This is a genomic window from Stenotrophomonas sp. Steno-Z10-HUANG (assembly GCF_056393075.1).
The window spans coordinates 1-20175 of the sequence record NZ_JBWJPA010000003.1; the positions used below are offsets into that span (position 1 = coordinate 1).

At 71.3% G+C, this 20175-nt stretch carries 19 protein-coding genes and 1 pseudogene; 16 read left to right on the forward strand and 4 right to left on the reverse strand.

Annotation, left to right across the window (positions count from 1 at the left end):
* From AC06E6_RS05100 to AC06E6_RS05130, 7 genes and pseudogenes are all read left to right on the forward strand, one after another.
* Positions 1-196 (forward strand): annotated as a pseudogene (locus tag AC06E6_RS05100) (hypothetical protein); the annotation flags it as partial.
* Between the two features lie 9 nt (positions 197-205).
* Entirely contained in the window at positions 206-1051 is an 846-nt protein-coding gene (locus tag AC06E6_RS05105; protein ID WP_104938877.1) for a CheR family methyltransferase, read from the forward strand.
* Positions 1048-1644, forward strand: coding sequence for a chemoreceptor glutamine deamidase CheD (gene cheD / locus AC06E6_RS05110; RefSeq protein ID WP_478060499.1), 597 nt, complete (start codon positions 1048-1050; stop codon positions 1642-1644). Before AC06E6_RS05105 ends, cheD begins: the two co-directional genes overlap by 4 nt.
* Positions 1641-2717, forward strand: coding sequence for a protein-glutamate methylesterase/protein-glutamine glutaminase (locus tag AC06E6_RS05115; protein WP_478060500.1), 1077 nt, complete (start codon positions 1641-1643; stop codon positions 2715-2717). The genes cheD and AC06E6_RS05115 overlap by 4 nt, the downstream gene beginning before the upstream one ends.
* A gap of 3 nt (positions 2718-2720) precedes the next feature.
* On the forward strand, positions 2721-5246 hold the full coding sequence (locus AC06E6_RS05120; RefSeq protein ID WP_478060501.1) for an EAL domain-containing protein: 2526 nt from the start codon (positions 2721-2723) through the stop codon (positions 5244-5246).
* Between the two features lie 93 nt (positions 5247-5339).
* Positions 5340-6128, forward strand: coding sequence for a YggS family pyridoxal phosphate-dependent enzyme (locus AC06E6_RS05125; RefSeq protein WP_478060502.1), 789 nt, complete (start codon positions 5340-5342; stop codon positions 6126-6128).
* 85 nt (positions 6129-6213) lie between these two features.
* The gene (locus tag AC06E6_RS05130) at positions 6214-7302 is read left to right on the forward strand and encodes a restriction endonuclease (RefSeq protein ID WP_313248598.1); all 1089 of its coding nucleotides are present in this window, start codon (positions 6214-6216) and stop codon (positions 7300-7302) included.
* Between the two features lie 84 nt (positions 7303-7386).
* Here AC06E6_RS05130 and hutC read toward each other — a convergent pair whose 3' ends face one another.
* Both hutC and AC06E6_RS05140 read right to left on the reverse strand, forming a co-directional pair.
* A complete protein-coding gene (gene hutC / locus AC06E6_RS05135; protein ID WP_104938882.1) occupies positions 7387-8115 on the reverse strand; it encodes a histidine utilization repressor in 729 nt (242 codons plus the stop codon).
* Between the two features lie 19 nt (positions 8116-8134).
* A complete protein-coding gene (locus tag AC06E6_RS05140) occupies positions 8135-9505 on the reverse strand; it encodes a formimidoylglutamate deiminase (RefSeq protein WP_478060503.1) in 1371 nt (456 codons plus the stop codon).
* Between the two features lie 61 nt (positions 9506-9566).
* Here AC06E6_RS05140 and hutI point away from each other — a divergent pair, with 61 nt between their 5' ends.
* The 9 genes from hutI (at position 9567) to AC06E6_RS05185 (ending at position 18909) form a co-directional block, all read left to right on the forward strand.
* Complete coding sequence (gene hutI, locus AC06E6_RS05145; RefSeq protein WP_478060504.1) at positions 9567-10775, forward strand: imidazolonepropionase; 1209 nt, start codon at positions 9567-9569, stop codon at positions 10773-10775.
* Between the two features lie 125 nt (positions 10776-10900).
* Complete coding sequence (hutH, locus tag AC06E6_RS05150) at positions 10901-12442, forward strand: histidine ammonia-lyase (protein WP_478060505.1); 1542 nt, start codon at positions 10901-10903, stop codon at positions 12440-12442.
* Between the two features lie 237 nt (positions 12443-12679).
* A complete protein-coding gene (gene hutG / locus AC06E6_RS05155) occupies positions 12680-13528 on the forward strand; it encodes an N-formylglutamate deformylase (protein WP_478060506.1) in 849 nt (282 codons plus the stop codon).
* A complete protein-coding gene (hutU, locus tag AC06E6_RS05160; RefSeq protein ID WP_478060507.1) occupies positions 13525-15195 on the forward strand; it encodes a urocanate hydratase in 1671 nt (556 codons plus the stop codon). The genes hutG and hutU overlap by 4 nt, the downstream gene beginning before the upstream one ends.
* A gap of 215 nt (positions 15196-15410) precedes the next feature.
* Positions 15411-16937: a serine hydrolase domain-containing protein gene (locus AC06E6_RS05165; RefSeq protein ID WP_478060508.1), complete on the forward strand. Its 1527-nt coding sequence runs from the start codon at positions 15411-15413 to the stop codon at positions 16935-16937.
* Positions 16938-17012: 75 nt separating this feature from the next.
* Positions 17013-17378: a DUF6249 domain-containing protein gene (locus AC06E6_RS05170; protein WP_240212065.1), complete on the forward strand. Its 366-nt coding sequence runs from the start codon at positions 17013-17015 to the stop codon at positions 17376-17378.
* Entirely contained in the window at positions 17371-17940 is a 570-nt protein-coding gene (locus AC06E6_RS05175) for an RNA polymerase sigma factor (RefSeq protein WP_240212064.1), read from the forward strand. Before AC06E6_RS05170 ends, AC06E6_RS05175 begins: the two co-directional genes overlap by 8 nt.
* A complete protein-coding gene (locus AC06E6_RS05180) occupies positions 17937-18257 on the forward strand; it encodes a hypothetical protein (protein ID WP_240212063.1) in 321 nt (106 codons plus the stop codon). Before AC06E6_RS05175 ends, AC06E6_RS05180 begins: the two co-directional genes overlap by 4 nt.
* 145 nt (positions 18258-18402) lie before the next feature.
* Positions 18403-18909, forward strand: coding sequence for a GNAT family N-acetyltransferase (locus AC06E6_RS05185; protein ID WP_240212062.1), 507 nt, complete (start codon positions 18403-18405; stop codon positions 18907-18909).
* A 120-nt stretch (positions 18910-19029) separates the two neighbouring features.
* Here the strand turns inward: AC06E6_RS05185 and AC06E6_RS05190 are convergent, their stop codons facing one another.
* Positions 19030-19713 (reverse strand): hypothetical protein, encoded by a 684-nt coding sequence (locus AC06E6_RS05190; protein WP_478060714.1) that lies wholly within the window; start codon positions 19711-19713, stop codon positions 19030-19032.
* 152 nt (positions 19714-19865) lie between these two features.
* Positions 19866-20135: a hypothetical protein gene (locus AC06E6_RS05195; RefSeq protein WP_104938893.1), complete on the reverse strand. Its 270-nt coding sequence runs from the start codon at positions 20133-20135 to the stop codon at positions 19866-19868.
* Positions 20136-20175: the final 40 nt, after the last annotated feature.

Here is a 20175-nt window from a genome sequence, read left to right on the forward strand (position 1 = left end):
TGCCGGCATCGAACAGGTCAACCAGACCGTCACCCAGATGGACGAGACCACCCAGCAGAACGCCGCGCTGGTGGAGGAAGCCACCGCCGCCGCGCGCGCGATGGAAGAACAGGCCATGCTGCTGACCGACGCGGTGTCGGCGTTCCGCCTGCAGGCGTCCGCGCGCGCGCCGCACGACCTGGCACTGGCCAGCTGAGGTCGCCCGGTGTCCCTGCCCGCTCCCGCCTCCCGCGACTTCGAGTTCAACGACCGCGACTTCCGCCGCGTCTGCGAGCTGATCCACAAGCGCGCCGGCATCGCGCTGGCGCCGGCCAAGCGCGACATGGTGTACGGCCGCCTGTCGCGGCGGCTGCGCGCCCTGGGCCTGCACTCGTTCCAGGACTACCTGGACCAGCTCGAGCGCGACGGCGGCGATGAGTGGCAGGCGTTCACCAACGCGCTGACCACCAACCTGACCTCGTTCTTCCGCGAGCCGCACCACTTTGAGAAGCTGCGCGAGGAACTGCTGGCGCGCGCGCACCGCGCGCCGCTGCAGATCTGGTCGTGCGCGGCCTCCACCGGCGAGGAGCCGTACTCGCTGGCGATCACCGCCTGCGAAGCGTTCGGCACCCTCACCCCGCCGGTCCGCATCCTCGCCACCGACGTCGATACCCAGGTGCTGGCCACCGGCGCGCAGGGCGTTTACCCGCTCGAGCGCATCGCCGGGCTCGATCCGGCGCTCAAGCGCCGCTACTTCCAGCGCGGCACCGGCCCCAACGAGGGCAAGTGCCGGGTGCTGCCGGCGCTGCGCAGGCTGATCGAGTTCCGCCAGCTCAACCTGCTGGCCCCACGCTACGACGTCGGCGGGCCCTACGACGCGCTGTTCTGCCGCAACGTGATGATCTATTTCGACAAGCCCACCCAGCGCGGCATCCTGTCGCGGCTGGTGCAGCACATGGGCGACGACGGCCTGCTCTATACCGGCCATTCCGAAAACTACCTGCACGCGGCCGACCTGATCCAGCCGTGCGGGCGCACCCTGTACCGGCGCGTGCCCGGAGCCGGCGCATGAGCCTGCCCGCCCACGCCGACGACGTCATGCGCTACCGCGACACGCGGTTCCAGACCATTGCCGCCAAACTGCTGCCCACCCAGTACCTGGTGGTGGACGACGACACCGCGCTGACCACCACCCTGGGCTCGTGCGTGGCGGCCTGCATCCGCGACCCGGTGCTCAAGATCGGTGGCATGAACCATTTCCTGCTGCCCGACGGCAACGTCGGCGATGGCGCCCCGGCGCGTTATGGCAGCTATGCGATGGAACTGCTGATCAATGACCTGCTCAAGCGCGGCGCCCACCGCAAGCGCCTGGAGGCCAAGGTGTTCGGCGGCGCCAACGTGCTCAAGGGCTTCACCAGCAACCCGGTCGGCACCCGCAACGCCGAGTTCGTGCGCCAGTACCTGCGCGCCGAGCACATCCCGGTGATCGCCGAAGACCTGCTCGGCATCCACCCGCGCAAGGTCTGGTTCTTCCCGCAGACCGGCCGGGTGGTGGTGCAGCGCCTGCCGCATGCGCACGAAGCCGAAGTCGCCGCCACCGAATCGGCCGTGCGCGCCCGCCTGTCCAAGGCCCCGGTCACCGGTGGCGTGGAGCTGTTCGAATGAGCCTGCAAGCCCCCTGCCGCGTTCTGGTGGTCGACGACTCGGCGCTGGTCCGGCAGATCCTGTCCGATCTGCTGGCGCGCGACCCCGGCATCGAGGTGGTCGGTACCGCGTCCGACCCGCTGATCGCGCGCGAGAAGATCAAGCGCCTGAACCCGGACGTGCTGACCCTGGACGTGGAAATGCCGCGCATGGACGGGCTGGCGTTCCTCGAAAACCTGATGCGCCTGCATCCGCTGCCGGTGGTCATGGTGTCGTCGCTGACCGAGCGCGGCGCCGACACCACGCTGCAGGCACTGGCGCTGGGCGCGGTGGATTTCGTGGCCAAGCCCAAGCTCGACGTGGCCCGTGGTCTGGAAAGCTACGCCGCGGAGATCTGCGCCAAGGTCAAGACGGCCGCGCGCTCGCGGGTGCGGGCGCTGGCGGTTCCGGCGCAGGCCAGGCGCACCCTGGACACGATCGCCCCCAGCGCGGCCGGCGCCTCGTCGCTGAAGTTCCGCACCACCGACCGCCTGATCGCCATCGGCGCCTCGGCCGGCGGTACCGAAGCCCTGCGCGTGGTGCTGGAAATGATGCCCGCCGACGCCCCGGCCATCGTCCTCACCCAGCACCTGCCGGCCAGTTTCAGCACCGCCTTCGCCGAACGCCTGGACCGCCACTCGGCGATGTCGGTGCGTGAGGCCAGCGATGGCGAGGCGATCCTGCCCGGCCATGCCTACCTGCCGGCCGGTGGCCGCCACCTGCGCATCATCCGCGACGGTGCGCGCTGGCGCTGCCGCATCGACGACACCCCGCCGGTGAACCTGCACAAACCGGCGGTGGACGTGCTGTTCCGCTCGGTGGCGCAGAACGCCGGCGCCAACGCCATCGGCGCCATCCTCACCGGCATGGGCGACGACGGCGCGCGCGGGCTGCTGGAAATGAAGCAGGCCGGCGCCCGCACCCTGGTGCAGGACGAAGCCAGCAGCGTGGTCTGGGGGATGCCCGGCGCGGCGTTCAAGCTCGGTGCCGCCGACGAGGTGGTGCCGCTGGAGCAGGTCGCCGCGCGCCTGCTGGCCTGGGCGCAACAGGGGTAAGCCATGTCGCGCGCCGACCCGCCCGGGCCACAGGCAGCGACCACCGCGGCGGCGGCCACCGCCGCCGACACGGCACTGCGCCACTGCCTGCAGGACGCGCCGGACGGCATCGTGCTGCTCGACCGCGACGGGCGGATGGTGTTCGGCAATGGCAAGGCCTGCGAAATGCTCGGCCTCGGCGGCAGCGCCGACACCGCGCCGCTGCCGGAACTGCTGACCCCCGAGGAGCGTGAACGCTGGCTGCAGGCGCCACCCGCGCCGCTGCTGCTGGCCGCGCAGGCACGCCCGGGGCGGCCCGGCGACCTGTGGCTGTGCGCCGGCGAAGGCTGCCTGCGCGGCATGGCGGTGCTGCGCCCCGCCGACGCGCGCATGCACGAGCAGGCGCACATCCACCTGTTGTCGCAGGCGCTGGACAGCAGCGACAACGCGATCTTCCTGTGCGACGGGCAGTCGCGCATCCGTTACGTCAATGCCGGTTTCTCGCGCATGCTCGGCTATGCGCCGGAGGAAGCGCTGGGCAAGCTGCCGCGCGAACTGATCCGCGGCCCGCATACCGACGTGGCCACGCTGGACCGGCTGGGCGAGGGGCACCGCGCCGGCCGCGCCCACCGCGACCACCTGCTGGGCTACTGCAAGGACGGCAGCCCGCTGTGGCTGTCGGTGGTGGCCACGCCGCTGGCCGATGCCAGCGGCAGCCTGGTCAACGTGTTCACCGACATCACCGAGGCCAAGACCCACGAGGTCCTCAACGGCAAGGTGCTGGACGCGCTGGTGCGCGAAGAACCGCTGGCGATGACCATGGCGCTGATGTGCCAGGAGGTCGAGCGGGTCGCGCCCGACCTGCGCGTGGTGGTGACCCGCAGCGAACCCGACGGGCAGTTGTGCACCCTGGCCGCGCCGGCCCCGCTGATGACCGCCGGCACGTGTGGCTGGGAGCACCCGGCGTGCATGCAGGCGCTGCGCCGCGGGCGCGCGGTGGTCATCGAGGACATCGCCAGCGCGCCGCTGTTCGACAGCCAGCGCGACGCACTGCTGGCCCTGGGCCTGCGCGCGTGCTGGTCCAACCCGATCCGTTCCACCGCCGGCCAGGTGCTGGGCACGCTGGCCTTCCATTGCCACCGCCCGGGCCCGCCGACGGCCTGGCACCGGCGCCTGGCGGAGCTGTGCCTGCACCTGTGCGCGCTGGCGCTGGAACGCGAACAGGCGCGCTCGCGCATGCACCGGCTGGCGTTCTACGACGTCCTCACCGGGCTGCCCAACCGGCTGATGTTCAACGCGCTCAGCGAGCAGCCGCTGATGCAGGCCGAACAGCAGGACACGCCGATGGCGCTGCTGTTCGTGACCCTGGACCGCTTCAAGCGCATCAACGAAAGCCAGGGCCACGCCGCCGGCGACGGCCTGCTGCGCGACCTGGCGCGGCGCCTGCACGACATCGCCGGCCCGGAGTCGGTGGTCGCCCGCCAGGTGGCCGACGAGTTCACCCTGCTGGTGCCGGGCTGCGCGCAGCAGCAGGCCGTGGCGCTGTGCGAACGGCTGCTGGCGATGATCGCCGCGCCCACCGTGGTCGGCAGCATGACCCTGCACGCCAGCGCCAGCATCGGCGTGGCGATGTACCCGGACGACGGCCGCGCCCTGGAGACGCTGCTGCGGCATGCCGACCTGGCCATGCGCCGGGCCAAGGACGAGGGCGGCGGGCGCTTCCGCTTCTTCAGCGCGGACATGAACCGCCTGGCGCAGGAACGGCTGCTGCTGGAGGCCACGCTGCGCGACTCGCTGCGCCAGGGCGGCCTGCGCCTGCACTACCAGCCGCAGGTGCATGCCGATGGCCGCGGCCTCTACGGCGTGGAGGCACTGCTGCGCTGGCGCCACCCGCACCTGGGCGACATTCCGCCTTCGCGCTTCGTGCCGCTGGCCGAAGAGTGCGGGCTGATGGCCGAGCTCAGCCACTGGGTGATGGAAGAAGCCTGCCGCCAGCATGCCGACTGGCGCCGCCGCGGGCTGGACATCCCGCGGGTCGCGGTCAACCTCTCGGCCAGCGCCTTCGAGCTGCCCTCGCTGGCCGAGCAGGTGCGGCGGCTGCTCGAGCGCCACCAGCAGCCAGCGGACACCCTGGTGCTGGAGATCACCGAGGGGGTGATGCTCTCGGCGCAGCCGCAGGTGCCCGCCAACCTGCACGCGCTGCACGCGCTCGGGGTGCGGCTGTCGCTGGACGATTTCGGCACCGGCTATTCCAGCCTCAGCCACCTGCACCGGCTGCCGATCAGCGAGATGAAGCTGGACCGCAGCTTCATCAGCGAGATCGGGCACGACCCGGCCGCCGGCGCGTTGATCCTGTCGGTGCTGCGCATCGGCGAGAGCCTGGGCAAGCACGTGGTCGCCGAAGGCGTGGAAACCGAAGACCAGCGCCGGTTCCTGGTGGACAACGGCTCGCCGGTGCTGCAGGGCTACCTGTTCTCGCCGGCCCTGTCCGCCAACGCCCTGGAGCAATGGCTGGGCGAACAGGCGTACGCCCGCCCGCCCCGGTGCTGAGCGCCACGGCCACCGCCGCCGCCTGGTGGCGCGCCACCGGCACCACGGAAGGCCGATAATGCGCCCGCACCGCTGTTGCCCGAGGAACACCCCATGACGGACACCCCCACCCGCCACGACCAGCACGGCCGCTACCCGCGTGCCGAGACCGCCGACGATTTCCGCCACAACCTGGCCGCGGTGCAGGCACGCATCGCCGCCGCCTGCCAGCGTGCCGGCCGCGACCCGGCCAGCGTGCGCCTGCTGCCGGTGAGCAAGACCATCGACGAGGCGCGCATCCGCCAGGCCTACGCCGCCGGCTGCCGCTTCCTGGGCGAGAACAAGGTGCAGGAGGCGCACCACAAGTGGGAGGCGATGCAGGACCTGGGCGACCTGCACTGGTCGGTGATCGGCCACCTGCAGACCAACAAGGCCAAGCTGGTCGCGCGTTTCGCCAGCGAGTTCCAGGCACTGGACAGCCTGCGCCTGGCCCAGACCCTGGACCACCGCCTGCAGCTGGAAGGCCGCCAGCTGGACGTGTTCGTGCAGGTCAACACCTCCGGCGAGGACAGCAAGTACGGGCTGGCGCCGGCCGACGTGGCTGCTTTCATCGCCGCATTGCCGCGGTTCACGCATTTACGCGTGCGCGGGCTGATGACCCTGGCGCTGTTCTCCGAGGACGCGGCGCGGGTGCGCGCCTGCTTCGTGCGCCTGCGCGAACTGCGCGACCGCCTGCGCCCGCAGGCGCCGGACGGCATCGGCCTGGACGAGCTGTCGATGGGCATGTCCGGCGACTTCGAGATCGCCATCGAGGAAGGCGCCACGGTGGTGCGCGTCGGCCAGGCCATCTTCGGCGCGCGCGCGCTCCCGGACAGCCACTACTGGCCGGCCGGCGCCGGCTGAACGGGGGGGGACGGCGTCGCATCGGCTTCGCACGAAGCGCTATAAACTGCGCGCCTTCACTCACCCTTGCTCACCGGACGCGACGATGTTTTCCTGGATCCTGGCCCTGCTGCTGGCACTGTTCGTCTGGGGCCTGACCTCCGCCTGGTTGTGGATGGTCAAGCGCCGGAAGACCGAAACCCAGCACGGCCTGGCCGCACTGGCGGGCATGCGCTGGCGGGAGTTCTCGCAGATCGTGCGGCGTGCCATGAGCGAACAGCGCGGCATGCGCGACCTGTCCGGCGAGGACCACGGCGACCGCGGCACCAGCAGCGACTTCCTGATGGAACGCGCCGGCCAGCGTTGGCTGCTGTCGTGCAAGCACGGCCGCGCCTACCGCATCGGCGCGCCGGCGATCACCGAGCTGGGCGCGGCCCTGCGCCTGACCGGCGCGGCCGGCGGCATCCTGATCACCGAAGGGCGGGTTGAACGCGACGGCCTGGCCGCCGCCGAGAAGGAAACCATCGAGGTGCTGGACGGCCGCGTGCTGTGGCAGGTGCTCGCCCCCTGCGTGCCCGACGACATACGCACGATGGTGGAAGGCATTGCCCGCCGCGAGGCGGTACGCCAGACCGGCATCGCCGCCCTCGGCGCGCTGGCGGTAGGGCTGCTGGCCGGCCTGGGCTACACCACCCTGCAGGTCGACGAGAACCTGACCACGCGTGCCACGGAGACCGCCGCGGCCGCGCCGCCGGCAACGGCTCCCGGCCCGGCCCCGGCGCCGGCGCCCGCCGCACCGGCCGCGGCGCCTGCGCCGGCTCCGGCCAGGACCGCGGCCGCGGCCCCCCCCGCCACGCGCGCGGCACCCGCCGTGGCGCCCCCCGCCGCCAGCGCCAGCGCCAGCGTCGACAAAGCCGCCAGCGACGATCTCCAGGAAGACCCCGACCCGGACACCCTGCTGCGCTACCAGCAGGCCGTTTCCAAGAAACTGGCCGCCACCCCGGGGGTGATCAGCGGCATCTGGCTGACCCGCTCCACCCTGTCGGTCGAACGCAGTGCCGACGACGCCACGGTGTGGCCGCTGATCTGCCGCGAGGTCGAGCATTACCCGGCGCTGCGCACCGTGCGCATCCAGCTCAACCCCCGCCCCGGCACCGGCGAGCCGGTGCGCTGGCGGCAATGCCGGACCTTCTGACCCGTAGGTGCGGGGCTCGCCCCGCATGGGCGGTACGGTGAAATCCGCATGCGGGGCAAGCCCCGCATCTACAACGGCGGCTGGTCAGCGGCCGCCCGGCGCGAAGCGCGCCACCAGGTCGTAGGCATCGCCGAGGAATTTCTGCCGTACCCAGGTGATGGGCATCTCGCCGCGCCAGGTCTGGCGGTCGATCACCAGGCAGGCGGTACCCACCGGCACCGCCAGCAGGGCGGCCTCGGCGGCGCTGGCGGCCACCGCGCTGATGCGGTGCTGGCCGCGTGTCCACGACACGTTCTGCAGCAGCCAGCTGCCCGGCGCATGGGTGGAAAAATCCACCGCCAGCGTTTCCGGGACGGCCTCGGGGTTGATCAGGCGCCGCTCCAGCGCCAGCGGGCGGTCGTCGGCCAGGTGCAGGCAGCGCATCGCCAGCAGCTCGCCCTCGCCCACCAGCCGCCCTTCCTCCGGCGCGGCGGCATCGGCGCGCCGTAGTTGCCGCTCCAGCAACCTGAAACCGTAGCGGTGGCCACGCTCGTTCACCGCCAGCGCGATGTCGGGGATCTCCAGCGCCACCTGCTCCAGGTGCGGCGGTTGCCGCGCGACAAAGGAGCCGGCGCGGCGGCGGCGTTCGATCATGCCACTCTCGGCCAGCGCGGTGAGCACCTTGTTCACCGTCATCCGCGAACAGTCGTACTGCGCCATCAGCTCGTGTTCGTAGGGAATGCGGAAGCCCGGCGCCCACTCACCGCTGAGGATGCGGCTTTCGATGTCGCCGCGGATGCGCTGGTTGAGGCTCGGCGCCTTCCTGTTCTTCACTCGTGATTCCTGCCTGGGGTCAGCCCAGTATCCGCTGCAACGCGACCCGATAGCGCGCGGCGATCGCATCGCGGTGCACATGGCGGCCGTCCCGCACCCACTGCCGGCCGCCGCGCCATACCGAACGCACCGCGCCGCCACGCGCGGCGAACACCCAGCTGTCCAGCAGCGCGTCGCCGGCGCGGCCCTGCAGCGACGCATGCGCGGCGTCGAGCTCGACCAGGTCCGCCGGCGCACCGACCGCCAGGCCGGCAGCCACGCCCAGCGCCTGCGCGGCGCCTTCGTGCGCCTGCTGGCACAGCCAGCGGCCACTGGAAAGCGAACCCGGCGAAACCACGTTGCGCCCGCGCAGCGCCAGCCGCTGGCCGTACTCGAGCAGGCGCAGTTCCTCGGCCGCGTCGATCAGCACGTTGGAGTCCGAGCCCACGCCAAAGCGGCCGCCGTGGTGCACGAAATCGCGCATCGGGAACAGGCCGTCGCCGAGGTTGGCCTCGGTGACCGGGCACAGCCCGGCCACCGCGCCGCTGGCGGCGATATCACGCACCTCGTCCTGCTCCAGGTGGGTGGCGTGCACCAGGCACCAGCGCGTGTCCACCGGTGCATGCTGCAGCAGCCAGCGCACCGGGCGCTGGCCGCTCCACGCCAGGCAGGCCTCGACCTCGCGCACCTGCTCGGCGATATGGATGTGGATCGGCCCCGGCGCCAGCTCCACCAGCGCCTGCAGCTGCTGCGGGGTGCAGGCGCGCAGGCTGTGCGGCGCCAGCCCCAGCACCGCGTCGGGCAGCGGCCGCAGCGCCTGCCGGCAGTCATCCAGCAGCGCCGCGAAGCCCTCGATGTCATGCAGGAAGCGGCGCTGCGCCGGCAGTGGTGCGGCACCGCCGAAATCGCTGTGCGCGTAGAACACCGGCAGCAGGGTCAGGCCCAGCCCGGTATCGGATGCGGCCGCGGCGATGCGCGCGGCCATCTCCGCGTGCCGGGCATAGCGCTGGCCATCGGGCGCGTGGTGCAGGTAGTGGAACTCGCCGACCCGGGTGAACCCCGATTCCAGCATTTCCATGTAAGCCTGCGCGGCCACCGCCTGGCACTCATCCGGGCCCAGCCGGTCCAGGAAGCGGTACATCAGCTCGCGCCAGCTCCAGAAGCTGTCGCCCGCGCGACCACCAACCTCGGTCAGGCCGGCCATGGCGCGCTGGAAGGCGTGGCTGTGCAGGTTGCCCAGCCCCGGCACCACCACGCCCAGCGGCTGCGCGCCCGGCTCGGCCGGCGCATCGGCGGTCACCGACACGATGCGGCCCTGCGCGCATTCGATACTCACCGCCTGTGCCCAGCCCTGCGGCAGCAGGGCGTGCGCGGCGTGGAAACGGACCGGACTGGAAACCTCGTTCGCCATCACTGGACACTCTCCGTGGGTGGTGATTATTGTATATACAAATAAACGCGGAAGGGTGCTCATGCACTGCGATACGGTCTGGCACAACGCCCATCTGATGACGCTCGACGATGCCGCCGGCGGCCTTGGCATCGTGCGCGACGGCGTGGTCGCCGCCCGCGACGGGCGCATCGTGCATGTCGGCCCCGCCGCCGCCGCGCCGGCCTTCGACGCCGCCCGGCGCATCGACTGCGGCGCCCGCTGGCTGGGCCCCGGCCTGGTCGACTGCCATACCCACCTGGTCCATGCCGGCAACCGCGCCAACGAGTTCGAGCAGCGCCTGCAGGGCGTGAGCTATGCCGACATCGCCCGCGCCGGCGGCGGCATCGTCTCGACCGTGCGCGCCACCCGTGAAGCCGACGACGCCGCGCTGCTGGCGGCCACCCTGCCACGGCTGGACGCGATGCTCGCCGAGGGTGTCACCACCGTCGAGATCAAGTCCGGCTATGGCTTGACCCTGGACGCCGAGCGCAAGCAGCTGCGCGTCGCCCGGCAGCTGCCGCAGCTGCGCCGGGTCGACGTGGTGACCACTTTCCTCGGCGCGCACGCGGTGCCGCCGGGCCGGCAGCCGCAGGAGTACATCGACGAGGTCTGCGAGGTGATGATTCCGGCCATCGCCGGCGACGGCCTGGCCGAAGCGGTGGACGTGTTCTGCGAGAACATCGCGTTCTCGCGCGAACAGGCCGCGCAGGTGTTCGAGGCCGCGCACCGCCACGGGCTGGCGGTGAAGATCCACGCAGAACAGCTGAGCAACCAGCATGGCGCCGAGCTGGCGGCACGGCATGGCGCGCTGTCGGCCGACCACATCGAGCACCTGGACGAGGCCGGGATCGCCGCGATGCGCGCGGCCGGCACCGTCGCGGTGCTGCTGCCGGGCGCGTTCTACTTCACCCGCGACACCACCGTGCCGCCGATCCAGAAACTGCGCCAGGCCGGCGTACCGCTGGCGCTGGCCACCGACAGCAACCCCGGCACCTCGCCGCTGACCAGCCCGCTGCTGGCGATGAACATGGGTGCGACCCTGTTCCGCATGACCGTGGACGAATGCATCGCCGGCTTCACCCGCGAAGCGGCGCGCGCGCTCGGCCGCTTCCACCGCATCGGCCGGCTCGCCGCGGGCATGGACTGCGACCTTGCCATCTGGGACATCGACGCACCGGCCGACCTGGTCTACCGCATGGGCTTCAACCCGCTGCAAGCGCGCGTGTTCCGCGGCGAACCGGCAGCGTAGGCCCCGGGCCCGCCCGGGGGCGGCCATTCCGGCAGCCCCCATGCGCCGCGGCGCCGCACCCGCGGAACCCCAAAACCCGTGCGCGGCAAGCCCCGCACCTACCCTTGAGAACCTGGAGTAACCCGATGAATTCGCCCCTCACGCTTCGTCCCGGCCATGTTCCGCTGGCCCAGTGGCGCCAGATCTACCGCGGCGCCCGCGTGCGCCTGGACGCTGCGGCGCAGGCCGCGGTGCTGCGCAGCGCGCAGGCGGTGGACGCCATCGTCGCCCGGGGCGAGCCGGTGTACGGCATCAACACCGGCTTCGGCAAGCTGGCCAGCGTGCGCATCGAGCGCGACGACCTGGAAACCCTGCAGCGCAATATCGTGCTGTCGCACGCCGCCGGCGTCGGCGAGCCGATGCCCGCCGACGTGGTGCGGCTGATGATGGCGCTCAAGCTGACCAGCCTGGCGCAGGGCGCCTCGGGCATCCGCCCGCAGACCCTGGCGCTGCTGGAGGCACTGCTGCAACACGATTTCGTGCCGGTGGTGCCGTGCCAGGGCTCGGTCGGCGCGTCCGGCGACCTGGCGCCGCTGTCGCACCTGGCCGCGGTGATGATCGGCGTCGGCGAGGCCTTCGTCGATGGCGTGCGGATGCCCGCGGTCGATGCGCTGGCACGGATCGGCCAGGCGCCGCTGACGCTTGGCGCCAAGGAAGGCCTGGCGCTGCTCAACGGCACCCAGTACTCCACCGCCTACGCACTGGCCGGGCTGTTCGAGATCGAGACCGTGTTCCAGGCCGCGCTGGTCACCGGCGCGCTGTCGGTGGAAGCGGCCAAGGGCTCGGACACGCCGTTCGACCCGCGCATCCACCAGATCCGTGGCCAGCGCGGGCAGATCGCCACCGCCGCCGCGCTGCGCGCGCTGATGGCCGGCTCGGCCATCCGCGAATCGCACCGCGACAACGACGTGCGCGTGCAGGACCCGTACTGCCTGCGCTGCCAGCCGCAGGTGATGGGCGCGGCACTGGACGTGATGCGCCAGGCCGCGACCACGCTGGAGATCGAGGCCAACGGCGTATCCGACAACCCGCTGGTGTTCACCGATACCGGCGAAGCGCTGAGCGGCGGCAACTTCCATGCCGAGCCGGTGGCCTTCGCCGCGGACATGCTGGCGATGGCGGTGTGCGAGATCGGTTCGATCAGCGAACGCCGCACCGCGATGCTGGTCGACCCGGCGCTGAGCGGGTTGCCGGCGTTCCTGACCCCGAAGCCCGGCCTGAACTCGGGCTTCATGATCCCGCAGGTCACCGCCGCGGCGCTGGTGTCGGAGAACAAGCAGCGCGCCTACCCGGCCAGCGTCGATTCGATCCCGACCTCGGCCAACCAGGAGGACCACGTGTCGATGGCCGCGCACGGCGCGCGCCGCCTGCTGGCGATGGCGGAGAACGCCGCCAATGTCGTCGGCATCGAACTGCTGGCCGCCGCGCAGGGCTGCGATTTCCACGCCCCGCTGCGCTCCAGCGACGCGCTGGAAAACGTGCGCGCCAGCGTACGCGCGCAGGTGCCCACCTTGCAGGACGACCGCTACTTCCACCCGGACATGGTGGCCGCCACCGCGCTGGTGCGCACTGGCGCGCTCGCCCGCGGGCTGGAGGGCGTGCTGCCGCAGGTGGAGACGATGCAGTAAACGCCGGGCCCCTCTCCCATCAGGGTAGGAGGGGCTGCTTGCCGACCGCCGGCTCGCCGTACTGCGAACGCCGCTGCGCCAGCGCGCCGGCCGCGGCGCGAGGCCGGGGCCGGGGAGCGAACGGAGCGCGGATGGTTCCGACATCGCCCGATCCACCCGCCCCCAACCGGCGCGTCGCGCCACCTTCTCCCGCGGGAGAAGGCAACCGCCACCTCCCGCCACCGACAACGACATGCCATGAACTCCCATCCCGACTGGCTGCAGATCCACGAAGGCGATGCCCCGCTGATCGTCAGCTTCCCGCATACCGGCACCGGGCTGCCGGATGAACTCGCCGGCCATTTCGTGTCGCCGTGGCTGGCGCGGCGCGACGCCGACTGGTGGGTGCATGAGCTGTATGCCTTCGCCCGCGACCTGGGCGCCACCACCGTGCGCACCGCGGTCTCGCGCTCGGTGATCGACGTCAACCGCGACCCGTCCGGGGTTTCGCTGTACCCGGGCCAGAACACCACCGGGCTGTGCCCGACCACCACCTTCGACAACCAGCCGCTGTACCGCTCCGGCCACGAACCGGACGATGCAGAGATCGCGCGCCGCCGCGAAGCCTACTTCGCGCCCTATCACGCCGCGCTGGCCGCGCAGATCGCGCGCCTGCGCCAGCGCCACCCCACCGTGGTGGTCTACGACGCGCACTCGATCCGCTCGCGCATCCCGCACCTGTTCGACGGCGAGCTGCCGCAGTTCAACATCGGCAGCGCCGGCCCCACCGGCGAGCCCGACACATCCTGCGACAACGCGCTGACCGACGTGGTCGAGAACCTGTGCGCGCTCAGCGGCCTGGGCCATGTACGCAACGGCCGCTTCAAGGGCGGCTGGATCACCCGCCACTACAGCGACATTCCCGGCGGCGTGCACACCCTGCAGATGGAGCTGGGCTGCCGCGGCTACATGCACGAGCCCGCGCCCGCCGACGTGGACGAGCACAGCTGGCCCACGCCCTACGACCCCATCCACGCCGCCGCGGTGCGCGACACCCTGCAACAGGTACTGCGCGCCTGCCTCGATTTCGCCCGGAGAGATGCATGAACACCCGTCACGACCCTTCCCGCAGCCCCCGCGCGCCGCGCGGCAACACGCTCAACTGCAAGTCCTGGCAGACCGAGGCGCCGTTCCGCATGCTGCAGAACAACCTCGACGCCGAGGTGGCCGAAGACCCGGCCTCGCTGGTGGTCTACGGCGGCATCGGCCGCGCCGCGCGCGACTGGGAGAGCTACGACAGGATCCTGGAAACGCTCAAGCGGCTGGACGACAACCAGACCCTGCTGGTGCAGTCGGGCAAGCCGGTCGGCGTGTTCCCCACCCACCCCGATGCTCCGCGCGTGCTGATCGCCAACTCCAACCTGGTGCCGCACTGGGCCAACTGGGAACACTTCAACGCGCTCGATAAGAAAGGCCTGATGATGTACGGCCAGATGACGGCCGGCTCGTGGATCTACATCGGCAGCCAGGGCATCGTGCAGGGCACCTACGAGACCTTCGTCGAGATGGGCCGCCAGCACTACGGCGGCAGCCTCGCCGGCAAGTGGATCCTCACCGCCGGCCTGGGCGGCATGGGCGGTGCGCAGCCGCTGGCCGCCTCGCTGGCCGGCGCCAGCAGCCTGACCATCGAATGCCGCCAGAGCAGCATCGACTTCCGCCTGCGCACCCGCTACGTGGACGAACAGGCCACCGATATCGACGACGCGCTGGCGCGCATCGCCAGGTACACCGCTGCCGGCGAAGCCAGGTCCATCGCCCTGCTCGGCAACGCCGCCGAGATCCTGCCCGAGCTGGTGCGCCGTGGCGTGCGCCCGGACTGCGTCACCGACCAGACCAGCGCCCACGACCCGGTGCACGGCTACCTGCCGATCGGCTGGAGCGTGGAGCAGTGGCTGGCCGAACAGAATACCCACCCGGACAAAGTACGCGACGCCGCCAAGGCAGCCATGCGCGTGCACGTGGAAGCCATGCTCGCGTTCCACGCGCAGGGCATTCCGACCGTCGACTACGGCAACAACATCCGCCAGATGGCGTTCGACGAAGGCCTGGAGAACGCGTTCGACTTCCCGGGCTTCGTGCCCGCCTACGTGCGCCCGCTGTTCTGCCGCGGCGTCGGCCCGTTCCGCTGGGTGGCGCTGTCCGGCGATCCGGAGGACATCTACCGCACCGATGCCAAGGTCAAGGAAATCATCGCCGACGACCCGCACCTGCACCGCTGGCTGGACATGGCGCGCGAGCGCATCAGCTTCCAGGGCCTGCCGGCGCGCATCTGCTGGGTGGGCCTGGGCCTGCGCCACAAGCTCGGCCTGGCCTTCAACGAAATGGTCCGCAACGGCGAACTGAAGGCGCCGGTGGTGATCGGCCGCGATCACCTGGACAGCGGCAGCGTCGCCTCGCCCAACCGCGAGACCGAGGCGATGAAGGATGGCAGCGATGCGGTGTCCGACTGGCCGCTGCTCAACGCCATGCTCAACGTCGCCGGCGGCGCCACCTGGGTGAGCCTGCACCACGGCGGCGGCGTCGGCATGGGCTACAGCCAGCACTCCGGCGTGGTCATCGTCTGCGATGGCAGCGAAGCCGCCGACCGGCGCATCGCCCGCGTGCTGTGGAACGACCCGGGTACCGGGGTCATGCGCCACGCCGATGCCGGCTACGACATCGCCCTCGACTGCGCGAAGGAAAAGGGGCTGGACCTGCCGGGCATCCTCGGCTGATCCATCCGGCCACTGGTGCGCCCCGTTGCCGGGGCGCACCAGTGGCATGCCGACGGCGGCCCGGGTGCGGCGCCGGGATCGACCGCGCACCGGCCACGCCATCCGCCCGGCACCCGCCCACTGGCCGCCGCATCCGCAAGCGGCTGAATCCAAACCGCGCACTTGCTGCATCCAAGCCATGAACCCGCCCGATGGCGGCATGACAGCGAGGACGCATGCACACCCACCGCCCCCTTTCCCGTCGCGCGCGCCTGATCGGCCGGCGGCTCGTCGCCGGCTGCCAAGCCGCGGCTCTGCTGGCGTTCGCCGGCCCCGCCCTGGCCGCCACCGATGCCCGCCCGACGCTGCCGGACACCGCCACGGGCCGCGTCGCCCGGCAACTGCTCCAGCAGGTGGACAGCGCCGCGCCGGCACAGCTCAAGCAATGGCTGCCGGGCATCCTGTCCGACACCATCGGCGATCAGGACAAGGCCGCGTTCGTCGCCGGGCTGGTCTCGGCCGCGCGCGACGGCGGCGGACTGGAGGTGTTCGATGTGCGCACCGACGCGCGGCATCCCGGCGTACTTGGCGTTGCCGTCAAGGCGCGCCGCGACGGTCGGCCGGCATTGCTGTGGTTGACCGGGGATCCGGACAACCCGGGACGACTGTCCGAGGCGATGGCATTGCCGATGGACGATCCACGACTGTATGCCGGCTGGCCGACGCAGGGCGGCGCCACCGGGGCCGGCCTGACCCGCCTGCTGCGGGGCGCGCTCGACCGCCTCGCGCAGCACGAGGACTTTTCCGGCTGCCTGACCGTGCAGCAGGCCGGCAGCGTGGTGTTCGACGAATGCCGCGGCCTTGCAGAACGCAACTTCGGCGTGCCGGCCGATCACCGCACCCGCTTCCATATCGGCTCGATCAACAAGATGTTCACCGCCGTGGCCATCGCGCAGCTGGTGGAGGCCGGCAAGCTGTCGTGGGACGACACCCTGGCACAGCACCTGCCCGAGTATCCCGACCAGGCCAGTGCGCGCCGTATCACCCTGTGGCAATTGCTGCACCACACCGCCGGGCTCGGGGATTTCCTGGTACCGGAGTACTTCGCCGATTCGCGGCGTTTCGTCGATCCGGGTGACTACCTGGAACTGATCGCGCGGCAACCACGCGTTGCCGAGCCCGGTACCCGATGGAACTACAGCAACGCCGGCTACATGCTGCTCGGCCGCATCGTCGAAAAAGCCTCTGCCGAGCCCTACGACCAGTACCTGCAGCGCAACGTCTTCGCCCCTGCGCAGATGCACGACAGTGGTTTCGACACGCTCGACCAGGTGGTGCCGCGGCTTGCGGTCGGCTACTACCGCGACGGGCTTTTCTCCAGCACCTGGAAAGCGGCCTGGCTCAAGCTGGGCTACAAGGGCGGCCCTGCCGGCGGGGGCTACTCCACGAACGCCGACCTGCTGCGTTTCGCACAGGCGCTGCGTACCGGCAAACTGGTCACGCCGGCCACACTGGAACGGATGTTCGCCGACCCGGTGCCTGCCGGGCCCGGCGGCTATGCCGCCGGGTTTGGCGAACGGCTGTCGCACGGGCTGCATGTCCGCGGCCATGCCGGCGGCATCGAGGGCACCACGGCCAACCTGGCCATGGTCTGGGAAACCGGGGCAACCGTGGCACTGACCAGCAACCAGGGCGAGAGCCAGAACTGGATGCTCGCCGAACGCATCGCGGACCTGCTCGCGGCCAGCGCGCAGCCGCGCTGATCAGCCACCCCCGGATCTCCGTTCCGCCCGTTTCCGTCCTTACCCGCACCTGCCACCGCTACAAGGAGCCATACGATGGACTTTCTCCTCATTCCCCTGGTCGTGATGCTCGCGCCCGTGCTGATCGTGCTGATCGTGCTGCGCTACCGCTACCTGCAGACCCAGGCCCGGTACACCGCCCTGCTGGCGCTGGCCGACAAGGGCGTGGACCTGGGCTCGCAGTGGCTGCAGCCATCGGCGGCGGACGTCCAGCGGCGCCACGGGCTGGTCCTGGTCGGCGGCGGGCTCGGGCTGATGGCGATGTTCCTGGCCCTGCCCGGCGGGTTCGACAACGGCCTGGCGGTCAGCCGGCTGTGGGGCATCGGCCTGCTGCCCCTGGCCACCGGCCTGGGGTACCTGGCCAGCGCCTACCTGGACCGCCGGGACGGCGTGCGTGGCTGACAATGCCGCGGCCGCGCGCGTGGACCAGGCCCTGGCCGCACGCGCCCGGCACGGCGACCGCCAGGCGTTCGAACAGCTGGTCCGACGGCACCAGGGCATGGTGCGCGCGCAGTTGCGGCGGCTGCTGCATGGCGACCATGCCCTGGCCGACGATCTGGCCCAGGAGACCTTTCTCCTGGCCTGGCGCAAGCTGGCCCAGTTCCGCGGCGATGCACAGTTCTCGACATGGTTGTACCGCATCGCCTACACCTGCTTCCTGCAGGCACGCCGCCAACCCACACAGCGCGAGCGCACGGAAGCGGAAGGCCTGGCGCTGCTGCAGGCACCGGCAGACGGCGTGGACCTGCAGGTGGACCTGCAGCGCTGTATGGGCCGCCTGTCCACTGCAGAACAGGCCGTGCTGCTGCATTGCGTGCAGATGGGCCTGAGCCATGACCAGGCGGCCTATGTGCTGGCGATGCCGCTGGGCACGGTCAAGACCCACGCCCTGCGCGGCAGGGCCAAACTCAAGGCATGCCTGGCGGCGTGGCGCGCTGACGACAGCGAGGAAACACACCCATGAATGATCCACGACAACGCGACCTGGGCACGCTCCTGCGCCGCGAATTCGAAGGCCCGGTTGCGGACGACGGTTTCAGCGACCGGGTGATGCGACGGTTGCCGCCACGCCGCAGCCTCCGCTGGCCGCTGTGGCTGGGGCTTTCCGTGGGCGCGGGTGCCGCCGGGTGGGCACTTGCGCAGACGCCCCTGCTCCGCGTCGGCTGGCAGGAGTGGCTCGCGGGCCAGTTCTCGGCTGCCGGTATCGGCATGTGGCTCATGTCGATGGGCATCGCCTGGCTGGTGGCCGCCTGGGCACTGTCGGCAGACGCGTCACGCTGAGCGCTGGCCAGCGGGTGGACACGGAATCGCCGCCACGGCACCCTGCCGCGACGCAAAGCCCTCGCCGACGGTACCCACGCGCATGCCTGCAATGCCCTGCGCAACCGGAAAGACAGCCTGGGCGACTCATTCACCGGACCGCCCCATGAACCCGATCATCCGCGATGAAACGCCAGGCGACGTGGACGCCATCGCCCGCGTCACCGGGGCGGCGTTCGCCAACGCTGCGCATGCCAGCCACACCGAACAGTTCATCGTCGGTGCATTGCGCGAGGCCGGGCAGCTGTGCGTTTCGCTGGTGGCGCTGGAGGGCGACGACCTGGTCGGCCATGTCGCGCTGTCGCCGGTGACGTTGTCCTCGGGCGACACCGGCTGGTATGGGCTGGGTCCGATCTCGGTGCGCCCGGACCGGCAGGGCCACGGCATCGGCGCGGCGCTGATGGCCGCAGCCATCCGGCGGCTGCAAACGATGGGCGGCGCCGGCTGCGTGCTGCTGGGCGATCCACGCTACTACGCGCGCTTCGGGTTCCGGGCATGCCCACAACTGGTACTGCCCGGTGTCCCCGCGGCGTATTTCCAGGCCTTGCCGCTGGCCGGAAAAATACCGGTCGCCGAAGTGAGCTATCACCCGGCCTTCGAAGCCGTTGGCTGATGGCGCCGCGTGCACAGCGCCGGCGCGTGGAGGGTGTTCGTGGCGCGCGACCGGGGCGTCGCCAGCGCTCCAGCGCGCGGCAGTGGCGGCGTCCGCCCGTCCGCGCAAGCCTGGCGCGCCTCAGTGGCTGGCGCGTCCGGCGTCCTTGCCGCCGCCCTGCGCAGCCGTGCGGCTTTGCGCGAACGCCGGGAACGTCTTGGCCAGCGGTTCCTTGTCCGGGAGGATGTAGAACACGCCGCCACGCTCGAACGTCTGGCGCACGACCTGCTCGTAGAACGCCGGCGAGACGTTGATGCAGCCATGGGTAATGCGGTTGTCGTCCGGCGTCGGCGAGGCCAGCCGTTCCGGGCGCCGTTCGGCGGGCACGCCGGTGGCGGTCGGATGGATCGATACCGCAGAGTCGTAGTCAACCCACAACACGCGGCCGGCATCCAGCGAGGGACCGTAGCCGCCGACGAAGCGACCGGCGGGCGTGGTGCGGTCGCGGCCGGGGATCTCGCGCAGCGCCAGCCCGGCGATGCCCGGGGCGATGTGGTCGCCGACCGCAGAGCCGAACAGCGCAGGCGCCGCGCCGCGCAGCCGGCCGTCCCCCCCAAACACCAGGATCTGCGCCGCGGCCTTGTCCATGATCGCGAACGGATAGCCTTCGGTGTCGCGGGTGGCCACCACCCAGCCGGCCAGCGCGATCACCGTATCGGACACTTCCTGCCCCGGCGGCAGCTCATCGACGGCGGCCACGGCCACGCCGGCCGTGTCCTGGGCGCTGGCCGTGGCGACGCCGGCGCAGGCCAGGGCGAGGGCCAGCGCGCTCGCGCGGAAGGCGCGGATTGCAGCGTGTCGGTACATGCGGAAGGGGCTCTCCCTGGATACGTCGAGCGCGTGGGGAAGCGGATCCAGTGGCCGTGGCCGGCCACCGGAACCGGGTTCATGGATGCACCACGCGGGGTGCGAAACGATCAACCGCGCGCGGCGCGGCGCGGGGCGGTTTCAAGCTGCTGGACGCGGCCTTCGATCTGGTCCAGGCGCTGGTTGGCGCGCTGCGCGGACTGGTTGGCCGATTCGGCACTCTGGGCCGCACCCTGCACTTTCGCGTCGAGCTGGTCGAGGCGGCTGTTGATGTTGGCGAACTCGTTCTTGTAGGTCGCGCAGGCGCCAAGGCCCAGGGTGGCGACGAGTGCGACACCCAGCATGCCTGCGCTCTTGAGATGTTGTCGGGTCATGAACATTCCACTCCTGCTTCGTCGGGGGAGCCTGGAATATAGCGGC